Annotated in this window: 15 protein-coding genes; all 15 read right to left on the bottom strand. The window is 70.7% G+C overall.

The window, feature by feature from the left end; all coding sequences use genetic code 11:
* Positions 1-33 precede the first annotated feature (33 nt).
* The 15 genes from EJC51_RS06900 to EJC51_RS06830 all read right to left on the bottom strand — a co-directional run bounded on the left by EJC51_RS06900 (position 34) and on the right by EJC51_RS06830 (position 19,222).
* The gene (locus EJC51_RS06900) at positions 34-1,008 is read right to left on the bottom strand and encodes an SAM-dependent methyltransferase (RefSeq protein ID WP_126270223.1); all 975 of its coding nucleotides are present in this window, start codon (positions 1,006-1,008) and stop codon (positions 34-36) included.
* Positions 1,002-1,679, bottom strand: coding sequence for a class I SAM-dependent methyltransferase (locus EJC51_RS06895; RefSeq protein WP_126270222.1), 678 nt, complete (start codon positions 1,677-1,679; stop codon positions 1,002-1,004). Before EJC51_RS06895 ends, EJC51_RS06900 begins: the two co-directional genes overlap by 7 nt.
* Positions 1,680-1,744: 65 nt before the next feature.
* Positions 1,745-2,530: a glycosyltransferase family 2 protein gene (locus EJC51_RS06890; protein ID WP_244362537.1), complete on the bottom strand. Its 786-nt coding sequence runs from the start codon at positions 2,528-2,530 to the stop codon at positions 1,745-1,747.
* Positions 2,527-3,651, bottom strand: coding sequence for a right-handed parallel beta-helix repeat-containing protein (locus EJC51_RS06885; protein WP_244362535.1), 1,125 nt, complete (start codon positions 3,649-3,651; stop codon positions 2,527-2,529). The genes EJC51_RS06890 and EJC51_RS06885 overlap by 4 nt, the downstream gene beginning before the upstream one ends.
* A 5-nt stretch (positions 3,652-3,656) precedes the next feature.
* Entirely contained in the window at positions 3,657-5,279 is a 1,623-nt protein-coding gene (locus EJC51_RS06880; RefSeq protein WP_126270220.1) for a lipopolysaccharide biosynthesis protein, read from the bottom strand.
* Complete coding sequence (locus tag EJC51_RS06875; protein WP_126270219.1) at positions 5,242-6,084, bottom strand: YveK family protein; 843 nt, start codon at positions 6,082-6,084, stop codon at positions 5,242-5,244. The genes EJC51_RS06880 and EJC51_RS06875 overlap by 38 nt, the downstream gene beginning before the upstream one ends.
* Positions 6,085-6,132: 48 nt before the next feature.
* Positions 6,133-7,266, bottom strand: coding sequence for a non-hydrolyzing UDP-N-acetylglucosamine 2-epimerase (wecB, locus tag EJC51_RS06870; RefSeq protein WP_126270218.1), 1,134 nt, complete (start codon positions 7,264-7,266; stop codon positions 6,133-6,135).
* A 3-nt stretch (positions 7,267-7,269) separates the two neighbouring features.
* Positions 7,270-8,529, bottom strand: a complete 1,260-nt coding sequence (locus tag EJC51_RS06865) for a nucleotide sugar dehydrogenase (protein WP_126270217.1) — start codon at positions 8,527-8,529, stop codon at positions 7,270-7,272.
* Positions 8,529-9,299 (bottom strand): WecB/TagA/CpsF family glycosyltransferase, encoded by a 771-nt coding sequence (locus EJC51_RS06860; protein ID WP_126270216.1) that lies wholly within the window; start codon positions 9,297-9,299, stop codon positions 8,529-8,531. The genes EJC51_RS06865 and EJC51_RS06860 overlap by 1 nt, the downstream gene beginning before the upstream one ends.
* On the bottom strand, positions 9,296-10,462 hold the full coding sequence (locus EJC51_RS06855; RefSeq protein ID WP_126270215.1) for a hypothetical protein: 1,167 nt from the start codon (positions 10,460-10,462) through the stop codon (positions 9,296-9,298). The genes EJC51_RS06860 and EJC51_RS06855 overlap by 4 nt, the downstream gene beginning before the upstream one ends.
* Before the next feature lie 281 nt (positions 10,463-10,743).
* Positions 10,744-11,337 carry an acyltransferase gene (locus tag EJC51_RS06850; protein ID WP_126270214.1) on the bottom strand — a complete coding sequence of 198 codons (594 nt, stop codon included), beginning with the start codon at positions 11,335-11,337 and terminating at the stop codon, positions 10,744-10,746.
* A gap of 128 nt (positions 11,338-11,465) precedes the next feature.
* Positions 11,466-12,323, bottom strand: coding sequence for an SDR family oxidoreductase (locus tag EJC51_RS06845; RefSeq protein WP_126270213.1), 858 nt, complete (start codon positions 12,321-12,323; stop codon positions 11,466-11,468).
* 127 nt (positions 12,324-12,450) lie between these two features.
* Positions 12,451-16,473: an FxSxx-COOH system tetratricopeptide repeat protein gene (gene fxsT, locus EJC51_RS06840; RefSeq protein ID WP_126270212.1), complete on the bottom strand. Its 4,023-nt coding sequence runs from the start codon at positions 16,471-16,473 to the stop codon at positions 12,451-12,453.
* Positions 16,470-17,531 carry an AAA family ATPase gene (locus EJC51_RS06835; protein ID WP_126270211.1) on the bottom strand — a complete coding sequence of 354 codons (1,062 nt, stop codon included), beginning with the start codon at positions 17,529-17,531 and terminating at the stop codon, positions 16,470-16,472. The genes fxsT and EJC51_RS06835 overlap by 4 nt, the downstream gene beginning before the upstream one ends.
* Positions 17,531-19,222, bottom strand: coding sequence for a VMAP-C domain-containing protein (locus tag EJC51_RS06830; protein ID WP_126270210.1), 1,692 nt, complete (start codon positions 19,220-19,222; stop codon positions 17,531-17,533). Before EJC51_RS06830 ends, EJC51_RS06835 begins: the two co-directional genes overlap by 1 nt.
* Positions 19,223-19,376 lie beyond the last annotated feature (154 nt).

Here is a 19,376-nt window from a genome sequence, read left to right as displayed (position 1 = left end):
TGTAGACGGCCCGCAACCTCTCCCGGCACGTCCTTAGCCGTTCCGGCACACCATCGCGATGAAATCATGCCCCACCTCAGGAAGTGCCGCGTCCTCCATCGCGAAACACCGCTCCAGCAGTTCCAGCGTCTCCGGCGACTGATCCCGGAAGTTATGGGCGATCCCGGAGAACGCGATATGCAACACCGTGCCCCCGTACGGCCGTTCCTCCACGACCTCGAACTCCCGCCGCAGCCCCGGCAGCAACGCCGCCGCGTCCACCGCCTCCGAGGGATCGTCCAGCACCATCGACATCCGGCTGGGCCGCACGACCCGCCGCTTGATCCGCCCGTCGGCCAACCGCCGCCGTTCCTCGGGAAGGCGGGCGAGAAGCGCGTTCGCCGCGTCGAGTTGCGCGTCGGTCCACTGGAAGCGCGTCGGCCCCACGAACTCGTCGATCACGAACAGGCCGTCGGGCTCGATGAGTTGGGCAAGACGGGGCAGCGTCTCGTCGAGTTTGTCGAAGTGGTGCAGGGACTGCAGGCCCAGCAGCACGTCGAAGCGTTCGCCGTCCGCGGTCATCTGATTGACGTCGGTGACCCGGAAGCGCAGGACGTCGGCGAGGCCTTCGTCCGCGGCGGTCCGGGTCGCGAAATCGATCCGCTCCGGCGCCACGTCCACCCCCTCCAGCAGGGAGAACGCGCCCGTCTTCGCCCACAGCAGCTCGTTGCCGCCGGTCCCGCAGCCCAGCGACAGCCCCCGCAGATCGGTGCGCGGCGCGAAGTGCTTGGCGGCCACGTACTGGGGGAAGGACACCTCCGCGTCCCCGGTCATCAGCAGATTCCACCGCTTGATCACCGAGGGGATCGCCCACCACTCGGTCAGCGACGGGTCGACCTGGGACCAGTGCTGGACCACCCGGGCCCCGCCCCGCACCCGCAACTTGGCCAGCACGGGGTTGAGTTCGAGCTTGCGCACCTTGCGCAGGAGCCGGTCCGCGTCATGTCTGTTGACCAGGTTGTTCAGCATGCGGTCTCCGTTCTCACGGCGATGAGCGACTTGGGGGCACCGAGCACCCGCTCGCTGAGCAGCACCGACCGGGGGAACAGGTAGCGCATCTCGGTGCGGGTCAGCAGCTCGATGTTGATCACGGCGTTCATGGCCGACTCGGGGCTGTCGGGACGGCTGTGGACCAGTGGCCAGCGTCGGACGAGGCGGGCCCGGGCGGCCAGCGGCAGGAACTGGAAGCCGGGCGCCACGAAGTGCGGCTCGACGGGGAAGTAGCGGTACGGCGTCTGGATCCAGTGCAGCGGGGCGAGCCGTTCGACCGCGGCGACGAACTTCTGCCGCTGGCTGTGGCCGCCGACGTGCTCGATGGTCGAGTTGGAGAACACCAGGTCGTAGCCGCCCTGGGCGCTCAGCTCCGCGGCCACCTCCGGGTCGGTGACGTCGGCGTTCTCCGCGGTGATCCAGTCGGGCAGGTCGGCGGGGTGCGCCTCCAGGTTGATCAGGTGGACGTGCTTGGCACGCACGGGCGCCCGCAGCCACATCTCGGCCGTGCCGCCCAGGTCCACGACCCGCATGCCCTCGATGCCGGGGAAGCAGCGCCGGAACCGCTCCCAGCGGGCGACACGCATCCGTTCGCCCAGCGAGCCGGGTGCGTCGACGAACTTGTTTCTGAGGGCGCGGGATCGGGGCATCGGGGCAACCACCTGACGTCGGAGCGGAACTGTAGGAGGAACGGAGGAGGGGGAGGCACGGGCTGTCACCAGTCCGTGTAGAAGCTGGCCGGGTTCACCAGGTACCGCACGGTCGGGTGCGGCACATGGCGCACCCGGTGCCGTCGGGCGTACCGGTGGATGAGCTCCCAGTCCTCCCGGGGCAGCACTTCCGGGGTGCGGCGCAGGCGGCTGAAGTGCAGGGAGCGGGTGCGGCGGGCGACGAAGGCGTTGGTGTCCAGGAAGGACTCGCGGGCGGCGCGGCGCCGGTCGTACGGGACCGACAGGATGTCCTTCTCGCTGCCGTCCGGCAGGACGCGGCGCAGTGCGGTGTAGACGCCGACGGGCGCGTCGGCGGACTCCAGGGCTCCCAACGCGCGTTCCAGATGGTCGGGTTCCCACAGGTTGTCGTCGTCGAGGAAGGCGACGTACCGCGAACGCGTGAGCCGGATGCCGACGTTGCGCACGACGCCCGCCACGCCCGTGTTGCGGGCCAGCGAGACCGCGAACAGCCTTGGGTCGTCCGGGAGTTCGGGGAGCCCGGCGCCGTCGTCGACCACGATCACGACGTGGTCGCGCACGGTCTGGTCCAGGGCCGAGCGGACGGCGGCGCGCAGGGCGTCGGGGCGCCGGTGGGTGGCGATCACGGTGGCGACCAGGGCCGAGGGCGGTGCCGGCAGACCGGCCGACAGCCGCCGGACCTCGGCGTCCTCGATGCGGCGCAGTCGCACCGCGGACGGCGCCAGCAGGACCTTGTTCCTGGCCTCGAAGAGCACCAGCCAGCCGAACACCGCCTTGAGCAGCGTCCACGGCATCCGCACGACGCGCCTCACGAGGCGGGCTCCGGGGTGACGAGGCGGCCGTCGGACAGCCGGTTGTTGCGCCACACGTTCCCGGCGCCCTTGTCGTTCCAGTGCGCGACGACGCCGTAGCCGCCCGAGGCGGGGTGGAACTCCGTCGAGAAGATGTTGTCGGTGACCTTGATCCCGGTGGCGCCCGTGGAACCGCCGTAGAGGGCGTACGCGCCGCCGGCGATCCAGTTGTCGTCGACGGTGACGTTGCGGACCACGCCGACGTCCGCGAACAGGCCGATGCTGCCCGAGGCGCCCTGCTTGAGGCTGGTCTCGTTGAGGAGGGTGTTGTGGCGGATGGCCAGGTGCCCGGTGTTGCCGCCGCCGCTGATCACCGCGTTGGTGTGCTGCCACTCGCCGCCGAGGTTCACGAACGGCTCGATGTCGTGGACGTAGTTGTCGTGGATGTTGCCCTGCCCCATCGACAGCGCGTCCCCGAACACGGAGATGTCGCACCAGCCGACCTCGATGGAGCTGCCGCCCATGTTGGACACCGCGTAGTCCACGCCGCCGTTGTCCGGGCCGGTGCCGGGGACGGCGGTGATGGTGGAGTGCAGGACGCGCAGTCCGCTGAAGCCGGGGCGCAGGTTGATGCCCCACCAGCTGTCCGAGGTGATCTTGGTGTCGATGATGGTGACGTTGTCGGCGTAGATGTCGAGGGAGCCGGTGATGTCCTGGCCCCGGATGACCGTGCCGTCGGTGCGGATGGTCCGGTAGCCGGTCTTCTTGGGGGTCAGGCGGGTGCGGGGGCCGGTGGTGCGGGCGTCGGGGAAGCCGCAGGCGCCGGGGGAGGCGCAGCCGGTCCGGGCGGCGGGCGCGCCGCTCGGGGTGGGCGCCTTCGCCGACGAGGACGGGCGGGCCGACGGAGTCGACGACGGGGACGGCGAGGCGGCCGGGGTTCCCGTCGCCTCGCCGGTCTCGGCCGACGGCGTGGCGCTCGATGCCTTCGGGGCGGCGCTCGTACGGCAGGACGGACGGTCCTTCGGGCAGCCCGCCGAGGCCGACTTGTCCGGTTCCGATCCCGAGCAGGCCGCGCTCGCGACCGTCAGTAAGGCCGCGAGCAGCAGCCCCTGGAGTGAGTGTCGGCGGGTGGGCCGTGACATCCGGGTCACCTCAAGTCCTGTTGGGGAGACCGGACCGGCGCGGTCGCCCGGTGCCGGCCGCGGTGGGGCCGGTCGACGCCGCGCAGGAAGTCGCGGCTGGGCAGGACGCACACCGTGTAGCCGGCCAGGGCGATCGTGCCGATGGTGAGCAGGGCGAGCGGGCCGTCGCCGAGCAGGGGCTCCAGGCCGAGGACGACCGCGGCCATCACGGCCCCGCCGAGGAAGGGCCACGCGCAGGCCCGGGCGATCCGGGCGACGCCGATGCCGCCACGGCCCAGGGCGAACAGGAACACGGGCACCACCAGGCCGCCGGCGACCAGGACATGGCCCTGGGCGACCCCGGCGGTGCCGTGGAGACGGGCGGCGACGAGCAGGACCGGGATCAGGGCGACCAGCCACAGTCCCTGCACCAGGAAGAGCGAGCGGCGCTGGCCGACCGCGACGAGACAGTCGTAGGCGAGTTCGCTGCCGATGCGGATCAGGCCGAGGGCCATCAGCCACGGCAGTGCCGAGGCGGCGGGTGCCCACTGGTCGCCGTAGATCAGGCGGATGACGGGTTCCGCGAGGCCGGCGAGCAGGACGCACAGCGGGACGGTGCCGGTCATCAGGACGCCGAGGGCCCGGCTGAAGCCCTGGGCGAGGGCCTGTGGTGAGTCGGCGAGGCGGGAGAAGCCGGCGAAGGAGACCCGGCGGGCGGCCTCGGAGATGATCCGCACGGGCCAGCCGGAGATGTTGAAGGCGAGGACGTAGAACCCCAGTGCGATGTTGCCCAGCGTCGCGCCGACCACCATGGTGTCGACGTTGACGACCGCGAGCGCCAGCATGCTCGCCCCCGCCAGCGGGAGTCCGAACCGCAGCAGCGCCCGGGCCTGTTCGGGGTTCCAGCCGTACTTGAGGGTGCCCGGCGCGGCCAGCGCGCAGCCGATCAGCGTCACCACGTTCCCGGCGACGGCCCCCACGGCGAAGCTCATCGCGCCCCAGCCCGCGAAGGCCAGCACCAGGGTCACACCGGTGCCGACGACGAAGTTGAGTCCGTCGATGACCATCCGCTTGCCCTGGGCGAACTCACGGGTGAGGAAGCCGCCCGGTACCTGGGCCACGCCGTCGATGAGCACGCACAGGCACATCACCCGCAGCACGCCCGCGGCGTCCGGCGAGTCGAGCAGACCGGCCACCGTCGGTGCGGACGCGAACAGTGCCACGTACAGCAGCCCGCTGGAGAGGGTGCTGAGGGTGAGCACGGTCGGCGCGAACCGCCGCGCGTCCCCCTCCCAGCGGACGATGGCCAGGCCCACGCCCAGTTCGTTGGCGGACAGCAGGACCAGCAGCACGGTCTGGGCGATGCCGTACACGCCCCATTCCGCGGGGCCGAGGGCGAAGCGGGCCAGGACGATGCCGGTCGCGAAGTTGCCCAGCCGCAGGACGACGGTGTTGATCAGGCTCCAGCGGGCGGCGGAGCGGACCTTCCGGCCGAGCGAGGGGGCGGGGGGCGCGGGGGGTTCTGCGGCTCCTACGGCTCCTACGGCTCCTGCGGCTTCTGTGGCTCCTGCGGCTTCTGCGATGAGGGGCGGAGCGGGCGCGTCGCTCGTCTCACCGGTCGCGCTGTCCGGTGCGCGGGCGATGTCCATGGCTCGACTCCTCGTCGCGCGGCTCTGCGGCGGATGCTCCGGCCATGACGGGCCGTGGTTCTTGGGGCTGGGCGGCGGTGCGCTCGTTCCCGGTGGACTGCGACCAGCTCGGCGGCCGGCGGATGGCGAGCGTCTCCTCCACGACCGGCACGTCGGCCGCCGGGTCCTGGTCGGTGGTCTCCGCCTCCTCCGGTGCGTCGGGACGCCGCTGCCGCCTGCGCGCCTCCACGTAGAAGACGGCGACCAGGCTGAGCACCAGCCCCGCACCGCCCGCCATGATCATGTACTCGAGCCGGGTCTTGGTCTGCGCCACCGGCGTCTGCGGGGCCACGATCGTCGTCATGCGGATCATGGCCTTGGAGGCGACCGACTGGTCCTGCTGGAACTGCTCCAGCCGCTCCTTGGCGTAGGCGGTCAGGATCTTGTCCGAGGACAGGACGGACGCCTTGTCGGTGCCGGTGACGGTCAGCCAGAGCAGCGGGCCCTGCGCGTTGTCGGCGAGCTTCGCCTCGAACGTCCCCTTCGCGCCACGGGACTTGAGCTCCCGCAGCGAGTCGTCGGAGTTGAGGTTGCGCGCCAGACTGTCGGCCATGCCGGTGAGCGAGGTCTGGGTGCTGAGGAAGGGATTGCCGTCGTAGGCCACCGTCGCCTTCTGGGAGTTCAGCAGCACCACCGTGCTCTGCGACTGGTAGGTCACGTGAACCACCCGGGTCACACCGAAGACCAGGCCTGCGGTCAGCAACAGCCCCGGCAGCAGGACGTACCAGCGCCTGCGCATGACTCGGAAGATCTCAGCGAGATCCATGGTCCCCCCTAGTGACCAGATGTTCGACGAGCATATGTTGCAAGCGGATCATATGGGGAGCGTTCGGTCCGTGGGTCTCGGTTGATCAGTGGGTCTCGGCCGGGTGCCCGAGGTGCCTCCCTTCACCAGCACCTCGGCGATGCGTTCGCTGGCCCTGCCGTCCCAGAGTTCGGGCCGGCGCGGGGCCGGTGGGGCGTCCAGAACCCGGTTCACCATGGCGACGATCCGGGCGGGATCGCGTCCGGCCAGCACGTTGGTGCCCTGCTCGACGGTGATGGGCCGCTCGGTGTTGTCCCGCAGGGTCGCACAGGGCACCCCGAGGGCCGTGGTCTCCTCCTGCACACCGCCCGAGTCGGTCAGTACGACACGGGCGGCGTCCTGTAGCGCGATGAAGTCCAAGTACCCGGCGGGCGGGACGAGTTGGATGCCCCCGGGCACGCCGAGCTCGGCCAGCTTGCCGGCCGCGCGGGGATGCACGGGCAGCACCAGCGGGCAGCGGCCGGCGATCTCGCCCAGGGCCTTGAGGAGTCCGGCGAGCACCTCGGGGTCGTCCACGTTGGCGGGGCGGTGCAGGGTGACCAGTCCGAACTCGCCCCGGGTCAGCCCGAACCGGTCCAGGACGTCGGAGGCGCGGGCCCGCTCCAGGTTGGCCAGCAGCGTGTCGATCATGACATTGCCGACCAGGTGGATCTGGTCCTCCCGGTACCCCTCCGCCCGCAGGTTGTCGACGGCGTCGGGGGAGGGGGCCAGCAGATAGTCGCTGACCCGGTCGGTGGCGACCCGGTTGACCTCCTCCGGCATGCTCCAGTCACGGCTGCGCAGGCCCGACTCGACATGCGCGAGCAGCGGCCCCGCCTTGGCGGTGACCAGGGCGCAGGCGAGCGTGGAGTTGATGTCGCCGACCACGACGACGATGTCCGGGGAGACCTCCTCCAGCAGCGGCTCGAAGGCGGTCATCACGCGTCCGGTCTGCTCGGCGTGGCTGCCCGAGCCGACGCCGAGGAAGCGGTCGGGCGGCCGGATGCCGAGGTCGGCGAAGAACACGTCGTTCATGGCCGGGTCGTAGTGCTGGCCGGTGTGGACGAGGAGCACCTCGGCGCCGCGGCGCTCCAGGGCGTCCATCACCGGTTTGATCTTCATGTAGTTGGGGCGGGCCCCGGCGACGCAGACGATCCGCGGCATGGTTCAGAGCACCTCGATCGTGGGGCCGGGGGACAGGCGGCGACGGCAGTCGAGGACGAACGGGGCCTGTTCGGCGATGAGTTCGTAGTCGAAGCCGTCGTGGTCGGTGAGCAGGACCACCACGTCGGCGGCGGCCAGCTCCTCCGCGTCCGGCTCGACCCGGACCAGCCGGGCGTCCACCGGGAGGCTCTCGACGACATGCGGGTCGGCGGCTCGGACCTGGGCCCCCATGTCGAGGAGCAGTTGGGAGATGCGCAGGGCCGGCGACTCGCGGGCGTCACCGGTGTTCTTCTTGTACGCCAGTCCGAGCAGCAGGACGCGGGAGCCGTTGACGGATCTTCGTCTGGTGTTGAACAGGTCGGTGATGCGCCGGGTCACGTACTCCGGCATGTGATTGTTGATGTCGTTGGCCAGCTCCACGAACCGGAAGCTCTGGCCGAGTTCGCGCTGCACCCGCCAGGACAGATAGGACGGGTCGATGGGCAGGCAGTGCCCGCCGACGCCCGGTCCCGGCGTGAACTTCATGAAGCCGAACGGCTTGCTGGACGCGGCCTCGATGGCCTGCCACACGTCGATGTCCAGATGGTGGGCGAACATCGCGATCTCGTTGACCAGCGCGATGTTCACATGCCGGAAGGTGTTCTCGAGGAGCTTGGCGAGCTCCGCCTCCTTGGGCGAGCTCACCGGCACGGTGGTGTCGACGAGTTGGGCGTAGAAGCCCTCGACCGCCTTCAGGGAGGCCTCGTTCACGCCCGAGACGACCTTCGGCGTCTCCTTGAAACCCCACACCGCGTTGCCGGGGTCGATCCGTTCCGGGCTGTACCCGAGATGGAAGTCGGTGCCCGCGGCGAGACCCGAACCCTCCTCCAGGAGCGGCGCGAACAGCTCCTGGGTGGTGCCCGGGTAGGTGGTCGACTCCAGGATCACCGTGGCGCCGGGGCGCAGATAGCGGCCGAGGGTGACCGCCGACTCCTTGATGTACCGCAGGTCGGGGGTGCCCTCGTGCAGTGGGGTCGGCACCGTCACGACGGCGACGTCGAAACCGCCGCAGTCGCGGGCCGACTCGCTCGCGCGGTAGCTGCCGTTGTCCAGCGCCGCGCGGATGCGCTCGGAGGAGACGTCCTCCACGAACGACTCACCCGCGGCGAGGCTCTTGATCCGGCGCGAGTCGACGTCGTACCCGATCACCTCGTGTCCGACCTCGGCGGCCCGGATGGCCAGCGGCAGGCCGACGTATCCCTGTCCAACCACGACGACGCGCATCAGTGACTCCTGTTCGCGGGAGCGGTCGACGGGGTGAGCCGGAAACGCTCGCGCGCCGTCATGAGGAGGAAGGCAGCATTGGTGGTGAGGTAGCGCCGGCCCAGGCGGCGCGGCTCCTGGAGCACGCGGTAGAGCCACTCCAGGCCCCAGCGCTGCCAGATGGCGGGGGCCCGCTTGGTGATGCCGGCCAGGATGTCGAAGGAGCCGCCGACGCCGTGCACCACACGGGCCCCGGTGCGCTCCCCGTAGGCGGCCGTGAAGATCTCCTTCTTCGGCGAGGTCATGCCGAGGAAGAGCATCTGGGCGCCGCTCTCGGCGATCGCGTCGGCGATGCCCGCCTGCTCGGAGTCGTCGAAGTAGCCGTTGCGGTGACCGGCCACCTTCAGGCCGGGGAAACGCGCGGCCACCCGCCGCACCATCTCCTCCAGCACCTCCTCCTTGGCGCCGAGGAAGTACACCGACACGCCCGCCGTCTCCGCCTCGGCCAGCAGCCGCAGGAACAGGTCGATCCCCGCCACCCGCTCCGGCAGCGGGGCCTTCAGTACCCGCCCGGCCCACACCACGGCCTGTCCGTCGGCGAGGACCAGATCGCAGCCGGACACCGCCTTGGCGAGCCGCTCGTCCCGCCGCATGTTGACCAGCTTCGCGGCGTTGACCACGCCGATCTCCAACTGCCTGCCGTCCCGCACCGCTTCGAGGCAGCGCTCGACGGTCTGGTCCATGGTCAACGGGTCCAGCTCGACCCCGAACAGGGTCTGACGCCCGCTCATATCCGACCCCCCTGCCAGGCGTGGAGCATCCAGCCGAACTCGTACGGGCGGCACTCGCGGTCCACGGACAGCGGCCGGTACACCCGGTCCAGGGACGCGAGCCGAAGCCCCGGAAGGGCCCGGGTGGTCAGTCCCCGGACGGCGCGGACGGCCTTCTTGGGGTCACCTCGGTAGACCTTGCGCCAGGTCACACCGAGTTCGTCGAGGATCAACGGTTCGCGGACGTCGGGGTGTTCGGAGAACTCGGACACCTCCGTCATCCAGCGCAGGCCCTTGCGGATCGCCGCGCCGAAGTCGCTGCCGCCCGCGTCGGTGAGATCGAACAGGGCGGTCGGCGCCATCGCGTGCTGGTGGACGCTGTAGACCGGGTAGCCCTCGATGACTCCGCCGGTGCGCGCGTCGTAGTGCCACCACCACTGCCCGCCGTCACCTTGCAGCTCGCAGATCCGCGTGGCGCAGGCCTCGGACGCGGCGAGTGCCTCGTCGTCCCCGTCGCCGCTCGCGTGCGCGAGGGCCAGGGCCTGGAGCGGATACGTCTGGTCGGCGAAGCAGCTGACATGCGCCCGGTACCAGGGCAGCAGGCCGGGCGCGGTCGCGTGCGGGAACAGCGGACCGGTGCCGATGCGGGCCTTCAGCAGCCGGTCACGGGCGGAGGTGAAACGTCTCTCCACATCGACCGTGTCACGGGCCGCCGCGTAGGCGGAGAGCACCCAGGCCGCCTCGACCGTGTACTGCGGCTTGTCGTACGCGTCCAGCGCCTCGACCCGCGCGACAGCGTCGGAGAGCTTGGGGTGCCCGGTCTCGGCGGCGGCCCAGGCGATCAGTGCCGCGTCCCCGAGGTTGGTCACCCCGGGCAGCGACTCCACCAGCAGTCCCGTGAACTCCTGGGCGGTGCGCCCGCCCAGCGCCGCCCGCTGCCGGTCCTCGGGCAGGAAGCGCACGCCGAGCGCGGTGATGGCCGCGTACCGGGTGCTGGTCCCGCGCCGGTCCAGGGCCCAGGAACCGTCCGGTGCCCGGCGTGCGGCCATGGTGAAGGCGAAGGCCTCCTTGCCGGGCAGCAGCATCGCCGGCAGACCCAACTCCGCCACCGTGAGCAGGCGTTGGGCGAGGGCGAGCAGCGACGGTTCCTCACGACCGAGCGCGGCCAGACGTGACATGGTCATCTTTGGGACACACCAACCCCCCTGTGGGCCCTGTTTTGGACAGACTGGTGAAACGTCGGGCCAAAATCGGCCTACGACGGAAGGCGGACGTCAGGCGTCCGAGCGGCTCTCACTCCTGGATGCGGGCACAGGTGTCCCCACCACCCCGTAACCCCCCCTGGGCACTACTGGCTTGTGCGGTCATTGTGCATGGACTGCACACTTCGCACACATGTTATGCCTGTAGATGTTCGATGATTTGGCCTTTGAGGGAAACAATTGGGAACGGCTGGAAACAGGAGTCATGCGCGCTCGACGAGTTCGCCGTCCTTCTCGTCGTACAGCCCGCCCGTCTGAGGGCACTCCCACGTGCCCGGATCGCGCTCCACCAGGCGTACGCCGGCCCGCCCGACCCAGCCGATCCGGCGCGCCGGCACACCCGCCACGAGTGCGAAGTCCGGAACGTCCTTGGTCACCACGGCCCCCGCCGCGACCAACGCCCAACGACCGATGTTGACCGGCGCCACACAGACCGAACGCGCCCCGATGGAGGCCCCTTCGGCCACGGTGACGGCCACGGCCTCCCAGTCACCGCCGCGCTTCAGCTTCCCCTCGGTGTCCACGGAACGGGGGAAGTAGTCGTTGGTGAACACGGCCGCCGGGCCGACGAACACCCCGTCCGCGAGCACGGCCGGTTCGTACACCAACGCGTAGTTCTGTAGCTTCACGTTGTCGCCGATCCGTACGCCCGGGCCGACGTAGGCGCCCCGGCCCACGATGCATCCGCCGCCCAGCCGGGCGTCCTCCCGGATCTGGGCCAGATCCCAGACCGTCGTCCCCTCGCCGATCGTGGCCGTCTCGTCGACCTGGGCGGTGGGCTGGATTCTGACGTTCATCGGGCGGAACCCTTCGTAAAGTCGCACGGAGCGCTCATCATCGATCACCGATCGCACTCTGGCTACGGCTTGCAGGGTTCCGTCACGTCAGGACGGCAGATCCGGCCACGTCCCACCAGCGGCGAGAGTCAGCCCTCCGCCGACCGGACGACGTCCGCGAGGGGCGTGGCGGGCCGGCCGATGAGGCGGGGCACGGCGTCGCTGACCCCGTCGAGTTCACCGGCCGCGATCGCCGTGTACGTCGACACCCACGCGTCGACCTGCCAGGGCGGGGCGCCGTAGGAGGCACGGGAGTCGTAGGCCTCCTCGACCGTCTCCGGGTGATAGGCGACCGTGCGGCCGCCCACCTCGGTGAGGATCGCCGCGGCCTCCGCGAGCGACAGGGACTCCGGACCGGTGAGGTCGTACACCGCACCGGCGTGGTCGTCCGGCCGGGCCAGGACCGCCGCGGCGGCCTCCGCGATGTCGTCCTGGGCGACGAACGCCGCCCGCCCGTCACCGGCCGGGCCCCGGACGACCCCGTCCTCGCCCACCAGGGCCGGCACGAAGTCGGCGTACATGTTGTCCCGCAGGAACGTGTAGGCCAGCCCGGTGGCGCGGATGTGCTCCTCGGTGTGGAAGTGGTCGCGGGCCAGCGTGAACGTGGCGTCGGGTGCCGCGCCGAAGAAGGAGACGTAGACGAGATGCCGTACTCCGGCCGCGACGGCGGCGTCCACGAACGTCCTGTGCTCGGCGAGCCGGTCGGCGCTCTCGGACGCGGACACCATGAACACGGTGGAGGCGCCGGCGAGACCGCGCACGACGGCGTCGTGATCGACGTACTCCGCCCGGACCGCGGTGGCACCGGGAAGCGCGGGCGCCCGCTCGGGGCTGCGCACGAGAAGCCGCTGTTCGGTGCCCCGCTCGGCGAGGATGCGGGCGACCCGCCCACCGAGGCGACCTGTGGCGCCGGTGACGACAACTGGCTGGTCCGGCGTTGGGGTCATGGCTGACATCACGTCCCTCGGTGAGCGCGTTCAGGAGTCCGCCCGCAACCTACTCCCCGGAGGGGGCGGGCAACGGTACGCCCAGGGGCACCGGTGTGCCGAGCCCCAACGACACCCCGAACGGTGGTCACCGGGATGGGGGGGTGAGGCTGGCTGTCGGTCCCAACAATGCGTGGACCTCGTCCCTCCGGTCCGTCGCCATGAACACCGTGATGAGGGCCTTCTTGGTGCTGGCCGTGCTGGGGTGATCGGCGCCCAGCGTGAGTTCACAGCGTTCCAGCGTTTCCTTGAGTAACGCCTCGGCGTCGTCGTGGAGTTGGAGGCGATACAGCGTGACGCCCAGATGGTGGGCGGAGGCGATCGTCGCGGGGTGATCCTCCCCCAGCACTCGGCGGCGCAGGCCGAGGACTTCCTCGTGCAGGCGGCGCGCCTCGTCGAGGTCGCCCAGGCCCCGCAGGGAGTTGGCCAGGTTGCTGGCAGTGGTGAGGGTGTCGAGGTGATGCATGCCGAGCAAGCGGCGGCGGCGTTCCAGAGTGTCCTCCAGGAGGCGGCGTGCCTCGGGCTGCTTTCCGAGGCCTCGCAGGGCGTTGGCAAGACTGTTGGCGGAGGTGAGGGTGTCGGGATGGTCTTCGCCCAGCACGCGTCGGCGGCGGCGGAGCGTGTCGTTGTGGAGCCGCCGAGCCTTGGCGTAGTGCCCGAGTGCGATCAGGGCGTTGGCCAGGTCGTGGGTGGTGGTGAGGGTGTCGGGGTGGTCCTCGCCCAGGATGCGGATGCGCTGTTGACGGACCTGCTCGTGGAGCTGCCGCCCCTCCTCGCAGGCGCCGGACATTGTGGTCGCCCGGGCCAGATATGTGACCCACGCGAGGGTGTCGGGGTGATCCGCTCCAAGGGTGCCTGAGCAGCGGGAGTGGAACTTCGCGCACACCTTTACGGCCTCCCGCACCTGACCGGTGCGCAGCAGATAGCGGACGGAGGCGATGAGAGGGCCGGGCCGATCGAAGAGCTCGGTCACGTCTGCTGCCGGACGCCCTGTCCGGTGGGGTTGCAGCACCGCCCAGCCGGTCCAGGACACGGGGTCGTCAGGGTCTCCGGGGTCGACTCCCGCCAGGATGGTGGTGACGCGGGAGCGCAATTCGGCGGCCTCCGTCTTGGTTATACGGTGGCGCAGGTACCTCCTGGTCAGTGTGTGGATCCGGAGGAGTGGGCCGTCGCCGTCGGCCAGGCCCCGGCGTTGGAGAGTCCTCACCTGGCCGGACACAGCCCCCAGCCAGTCGAGCGGGATCGGCGCGGCCGCGAAGTAGGCGGTGAGCCGTAGGAGGTCCGCGGCCTCCGGGTGTTCCGAGGCCAGCCCTGCGATCAGGGTGTCCAGGATGCGGACGAGGGTTTCCGGATTGCGAGCGGACGCTCCCTGTTTCATCACGGGAGTCGCGTTCTTGCGAATCAGTGCGAGGTACTGCCGGGCGGACATGCCCTCGGTGAGGACCTGGGCTGCTTGAGCGAGGGCCAGCGGGAGGTCGCCCAGGGTGTCCGCGATCGCGCTCGCCTGGTCGTCGGCGAGGCGGGGGTCCAGGCTCTGCAGACAGCGGCAGGAGTCCGCGCGAGGCAGGACCTCCACGGCGCTACCGCTGCCGAGGGCCTGCCACGACGGGTTGCGGGAGGTGATCAGCACGTGCCCGCCTCCGAACGGGACCCAGCCGTCCAGTAGCTCGGGATCGTCGGCGTTGTCCAGGACGATGAGCCATCGTTCCCGGGTGCGCAGATGGTGGAGCCCCGCCAAAGCGGCGGTCTTGATGCTGTCGTCCAGAGGGGCGGGGGACACCAGCCGGTGGGCCAACTCGGCGAACTGCAGAGGCAAGCGATCGAGTTGTGCATCGACCCACCAGACGATCTCGTACTGGCTGGCGAACCGGTGCACGTATTCCGAAGCGATCTCGGTCTTGCCGACTCCGACGATGCCGTGCAGAGCATGCGCTCGGCCTCCATGCCCGTCAGCGAGGTTCTCGCGCACCTCGCGAAGCAACTCCTCGCGTCCCGCGAAATGGGGGTTGCGTGGCGGTACATTCCTCCAGACCCGGGGTGTGCTGTCGGGAAATGCGGGTTGCGAAGGGGCGGTCGGAGCGGGGAACGCACGGGCGACAAGACCCTTGGCGGCTGTCACCACAGCGGCGGCAGCGGCGCCTTCATCGAGGCCGTGGAGTGAAGCCCGTACCTGTCGCCGCAGATCCTCGGAAAGACTGCGGACACCCTCAACCATCACGGAAGCGAAACGACCCTCCTCACCCAGCACCCCCGCCGTCTCCGCGTCATTCCACCGACGCCAACGGAAATAGGCCGGCGAGAACAACGCCAAGACCGCATGCCCGCCCCGGAACAACGCGTTCATCTGTTCGACGAGATCTTCCTGCGCCCCCGGATCCCACAGAGCGAGCCGGACCGCATACCCGGCCCTTTCCAACTGCCGGCCCACCCACTCCGCCCAGACCCGATCCGCCCCGGCATGACTGATGACCAGTGTCGGCGTCGAGCCGGCGGCGGCCTCCTCCGTTTCCGAGGAGGCCCCCATACGCGCCACATCAGCGCGCGAGGCAGTGGCGATCGCCTCCCCGTCGACCCGCACCGCAGCGCCACGCCCCGCCACGCCGGTCACCGCCCCCTTGACGCTGCGAGGACTGCCGAACCGCGGCTTCAGATACGCCGTGACCTCCGCACGGACGAGCTCCCGCACCGCCTCCACATCGTCGCGGAACTGCGCCCCCAGCAGCGCCTCGCGCACCTCCGGCTGGAACTCGAACGTCAACAGGCCGCCCATGTGTGCGCCTTCGGGCTCGACCACGCGACGGAGAATGCCCCCGAGGAAGACCTCGGCCAGATCCCCGCGCGACGAATCGCGCAGCAACGCGCGCTGGACGAGGCGGGCCATCGGCACGGTCAGCGTGGAGCGCGCCGACAGCAGGCCCGCCAGTCGCCAGGCCGCCGGAGAGGACGAGGCACGGAACCGGCGGATGGTGTCCCGCGCGGTCACCGGGGCTCGTCTGGTGAAGGGGCGTGGGGGAGCGCCCGTCGGAACCCCGGGCAGGAGCAACGCCGATGACCTGGCCCACCGTCCACTGCCCGCCGTCATCTCCGCCCAGCCCCGCAGCGGCCCCGGTTCCAGTTCGACCACCGGGACCGGAACCCCCATCGGGACGCCCTCCGCAGGGGGGCGCTCCGGATCCGCCACCTGCCACTGGGAGTTGGGCAGCCCCAACCGCGGGATGTGCACCAGCGTCGGACTGGGCGTCATGCCGACCCGGTTCCAGAGCGCGGCCGGCAGCAGATGGACCACGGCCACCTGGGAGTGCCGGGCCCAGTCGGTCAGCAGCCGGTGTGCCGCGCCGGACCGCCACATCGCCCCCACCGTGTCGCTGAGCACGAGGATCAGCTGGTCGCCCGCCGGGTCGACGACCTCGCGGGGATGTCGTGCCGGACGGTCCGCGGCGGGATGAGGCCGCAGCCCCACTGTGGTCCCGTCGGGGGAGGGGAACAGGTTCCAGCGGCGGATGTCACGGAAGGCGCCGAGGCGCACCACGTCGTGCTGCACCTCGTGGACCTCGTCCCGCCACAGGCTCATGGAGGGACCGCAGTCGACCACGAGCGCCAGGCTCAGCCATCGCGTCGGAGCCGGGCGCAGGACGGGCAGCAGGATGTGCTCGTCGACCAGTCGGGTGACGGTGGCTTCCTCGTCCAGTTCGAAGACCGTCCGGGACGCGACCTTACGGGTGAGCGGCTTCAACGCCCGCGCCAGCGCCAGGGTGTTCGGCAGGGAGGCGGCGGCCGGGACGTCGAGGGCGGTACCGGTTGGGGCCTCGCCGGGGGACTCCGGCACGTTCGTCGGGAGATGGAGGTCGAGGACGGGTTCGCCGTCGGAGGACGGGGCCTCTTGCCGGCTCCGGTGCGGCTCGGCGTTCTGTGGCTCGGGTCCTGCCGGCTGCTCGGGCACCGGCAGCGGCGGCGACGGGGGATCCGCGTCCGCCCGGGTGTCGGCCTGCGCCGGCGCCCGGTGGTCCCGCGTGAGCACCCGCTGCGCCAGCCACAGGATGTCCGCGAGCTCTTCGGGCGTGGGATCGTCCACCCCGCCCCAGGCCAGCAGCGGCAGGAGGTCCGAGATCACCGGGCGTCCGGACCGCTCAGCCGGTGCATGGTCGCCTCGGCCAGGTCGGCGAGGTCCTCCGGCGCCGTCCAGGCGCCCGCCAGGCGCAGCTGGACGGCGTTGAGCAGCTGGTCGGTCGCCAGCTCTCCGGTGTTGCGCCGGGCCAGGAAGGTGTCGATGACGCCGCCCGGGGCCCGCGCCTCGTCGGCGGCCTCCTGACCGATGCGCTGGACCAGGATGCGGTGCAGCTTCCTCTCGTTCGGCAGGGGCAGATTGAGCCGGATGCACCTGCGGAGAAAGGCGGGCGGGAACTCCCGTTCCCCGTTGCTGGTCAGGACGACCACGGGGAAGGCGTGACAGCGCACCCGGCCGCCGGTGATCCATGCCGTGCCCGACTGGTCCTCCGTACCGACGGAGACCCGCGGGGCGGTCTCGGACATCCGGACCAGTTCGGGAATGTCGAAGCGCCCCTCGTCCAGAACGGTCAGCAGGTCGCCCGGCAGATCGATGTCGCCCTTGTCGATCTCGTCGATAAGCAGGACCCTGGGGCGTTCGGCGGGCAGGAAGGCGGTGCCGAGCGGGCCGAGCTGGAGGTAGCGGCCGATGGTGTCGTGAGGCTCGGCGTCGGGCGCCGGCTGTTCCAGGCGTCGCAGGTTGGCGTCCTCCAGTCGGCGCAGGGCGTCGTACCGGTACAGCCCGTCTCGCAGTGTGGTGCGGCTGGTGACGGGCCAGCGCAGCACCGGCCCGAGGCCGAGGTCCTCGGCGACGCTGTAGGCGAGAGTGGACTTGCCGACACCGGGGACGCCCGTGACGAGCAGCGGGCGGCGCAGGTGGAGCGCGGTGTTGACGAGGTCGATCTCGGCGTCGTCGGCGATGTATCCGGCGCCGCGCTCCCTGTCCGCGGTGGACAGGGAGGGCACCACGTGGTCCGTGTCGATCTCGCCGTCGAAGACGCGCCAGGGCGGCTGGTGCGCGGCGAGCCGGTCGAGCCGGTCGGGGGCCGGGCCGTCCCCCTTGTAGATCCACCAGTCGTTCACGGCACCTCCGGTCGTGGGTGTCCCCGCTGTGGGGAAGAGCATCAGAGGAAAGCGGAGTCGGTGAGGAGGGCGGCCTCGACCGGGTGATGAGGGTCGTCGTACAGCAGCACCACCCCGGGGTCGACGCCCTTGCGCAGCGCCTTCACCGCCCGCGGCAGTTCGCTGACGTTCTTCACACGACGGAGGTTCTCCAGGCCGGGTGCCCCCGCGGGCGCGGAGTGCCCGAGGCGGCGCCACAGGACGACCGGCATCCCGAAGTGCAGCGCCGCGCGCCAGACCCGCTCGGCGTCGCGCGTGGCGATGGCCACACAGGCCGGGTGCGCGGAGTCCTCCCAGGCGTCGAGATGCCGCTCCAAGTCGCCGAGTTCCTCCTCGCCGACCCAGAAGACCGCCTCCTCGTGCTGGAAATCCGTCTGGTTGAGCCAGGTCCAGCGGGTCCACCACAGGTGGGCGAAGTCCGCGAGCTCCCGGGCGTTGGGACAGCGGACCACGACCTCGTACCGCTCGCCGAGACGCCACGGCCGGTAGAGGCCCAGATGGCACAGCCACTGGTCGAAATCGGTGTCCAACAGGGTTTCGGTGACGGCGAATTCGATGCGGCGCAGCTTCGGTGGCCGACCGCAGTCGGCGCCCCGGCGGCGCAGTGCCTCCGCCTTGGCCGTGAAGGTGCGCAAGCATTCCTCGACCAGCTCGCGGGCGCCGTCCACGGAAACGCGGAGGCGTTCGGTCGCGTTCTCGGGCGGCTGGACCCGCTTCCAGTCCGCTGCGTCGCGTGCCGACCGGAGCAGGATCTCCGCGAAGACCCGGTCCTGGTCCTGCGGATCCTGGTCGAGGCGCACCACCATCGTGACCTCGAATGTGTTGATCTCTGGAGGTGGCGGAGGCTCGGGCAGTCCGAGCCGGTGCCGTACCTCATGGACCCAGGAGGCGAGCGCGAAGCCGCGTCTTCGGCTCTCCCCGCCCCGGCCACCGCTGAACCCGGCCGCCAGCGCGTGCGCGAACACCAGTACCTTCGGCAGTGCGGTATCAGCCTGCTCGCGTTCGTCCAGGTCGAGGGCCCAGTCGTACAGGTCTCCTACGGGCATCGTGAACGGCGCGGCGACCCAGCCCGGCTCGCCCGTCCTGCCGAAGGAGCAGCGGTAGGCCTTTTCCGCCCAGTCGCCCGGAGCGACCCCGTGCAGCAGTTCCTTGAGCCGGGCCCAGGCGGATGCGTCGAGGCTCGTCGGAGTCCGCGGCGGGACCGGGTCGCCCGTTCCTTGCAGCGCCTGTAACAACAGCAGGGAGAGATGGTCCGGGCCGCGCACCTTCTGGAGCGTGAGGCCGCTGGCGCGCAGCCGTTTGCGGAACGCCTCCTGACGTTCCGCGTGGACGTCCTTGATCGCCGCGGCCGGCAGCCCCAGGTCCTGATCGTCCGACAGCAGGAACACCAGGCGCTTCAGGCCCCGCGAGGTGGCTTCCTCGAACTCCAGCTCGGTGTAGGACAGATGCTCCAGGTCGCGGACCGGTGAGCCGTAACGGAAGCCGATGATGCCGACGTAGACATCGGCCGTGCCGACCTGTTCCCGGCAGTAGTCGGCGGGTTTGTCGTCCCGAGCGGTGAAGTACGCCATGTCAACAGGCACATGACCGGCCCGGTGCACCGCCTCGACCGCCGCGTCGACGAACGACAGGTCGGCCGGATACGTCCGCAACTCGGAGGTATGGCTGAGGAACACCCGCCGTGGAACGGTCACGCACCCACTCCATAAGAACGCACTGCCTGAACAGCCCTGCTCACCAGATTAGTCAGCGGCGGGGCCGCGCGTGTACCGGACGTACCGGCACCTTCGTATCAGGTCAACCGTCCCGGACCCTTGACTCGCTACCCTCCAGTAGCCATTCTCGTCC

The organism is Streptomyces aquilus, from assembly GCF_003955715.1.
Taxonomy (GTDB): domain Bacteria; phylum Actinomycetota; class Actinomycetes; order Streptomycetales; family Streptomycetaceae; genus Streptomyces; species Streptomyces aquilus.
Note: the sequence above shows the minus strand (reverse complement) of the source record. Positions and strands in the feature narration are given on the sequence as shown.

What these genes read in the sequence shown, in the direction of transcription:
- EJC51_RS06900 (WP_126270223.1), bottom strand. Translation starts at nt 1,008, where the DNA reads ATGCTGAACAACCTGGTCAACAGACATGACGCGGACCGGCTCCTGCGC.
- EJC51_RS06895 (WP_126270222.1), bottom strand. Translation starts at nt 1,679, where the DNA reads ATGCCCCGATCCCGCGCCCTCAGAAACAAGTTCGTCGACGCACCCGGC.
- EJC51_RS06885 (WP_244362535.1), bottom strand. Translation starts at nt 3,651, where the DNA reads ATGTCACGGCCCACCCGCCGACACTCACTCCAGGGGCTGCTGCTCGCG.
- EJC51_RS06880 (WP_126270220.1), bottom strand. Translation starts at nt 5,279, where the DNA reads ATGGACATCGCCCGCGCACCGGACAGCGCGACCGGTGAGACGAGCGAC.
- EJC51_RS06875 (WP_126270219.1), bottom strand. Translation starts at nt 6,084, where the DNA reads ATGGATCTCGCTGAGATCTTCCGAGTCATGCGCAGGCGCTGGTACGTC.
- wecB (WP_126270218.1), bottom strand. Translation starts at nt 7,266, where the DNA reads ATGCCGCGGATCGTCTGCGTCGCCGGGGCCCGCCCCAACTACATGAAG.
- EJC51_RS06865 (WP_126270217.1), bottom strand. Translation starts at nt 8,529, where the DNA reads ATGCGCGTCGTCGTGGTTGGACAGGGATACGTCGGCCTGCCGCTGGCC.
- EJC51_RS06860 (WP_126270216.1), bottom strand. Translation starts at nt 9,299, where the DNA reads ATGAGCGGGCGTCAGACCCTGTTCGGGGTCGAGCTGGACCCGTTGACC.
- EJC51_RS06855 (WP_126270215.1), bottom strand. Translation starts at nt 10,462, where the DNA reads ATGACCATGTCACGTCTGGCCGCGCTCGGTCGTGAGGAACCGTCGCTG.
- EJC51_RS06850 (WP_126270214.1), bottom strand. Translation starts at nt 11,337, where the DNA reads ATGAACGTCAGAATCCAGCCCACCGCCCAGGTCGACGAGACGGCCACG.
- EJC51_RS06845 (WP_126270213.1), bottom strand. Translation starts at nt 12,323, where the DNA reads ATGACCCCAACGCCGGACCAGCCAGTTGTCGTCACCGGCGCCACAGGT.
- EJC51_RS06835 (WP_126270211.1), bottom strand. Translation starts at nt 17,531, where the DNA reads ATGCTCTTCCCCACAGCGGGGACACCCACGACCGGAGGTGCCGTGAAC.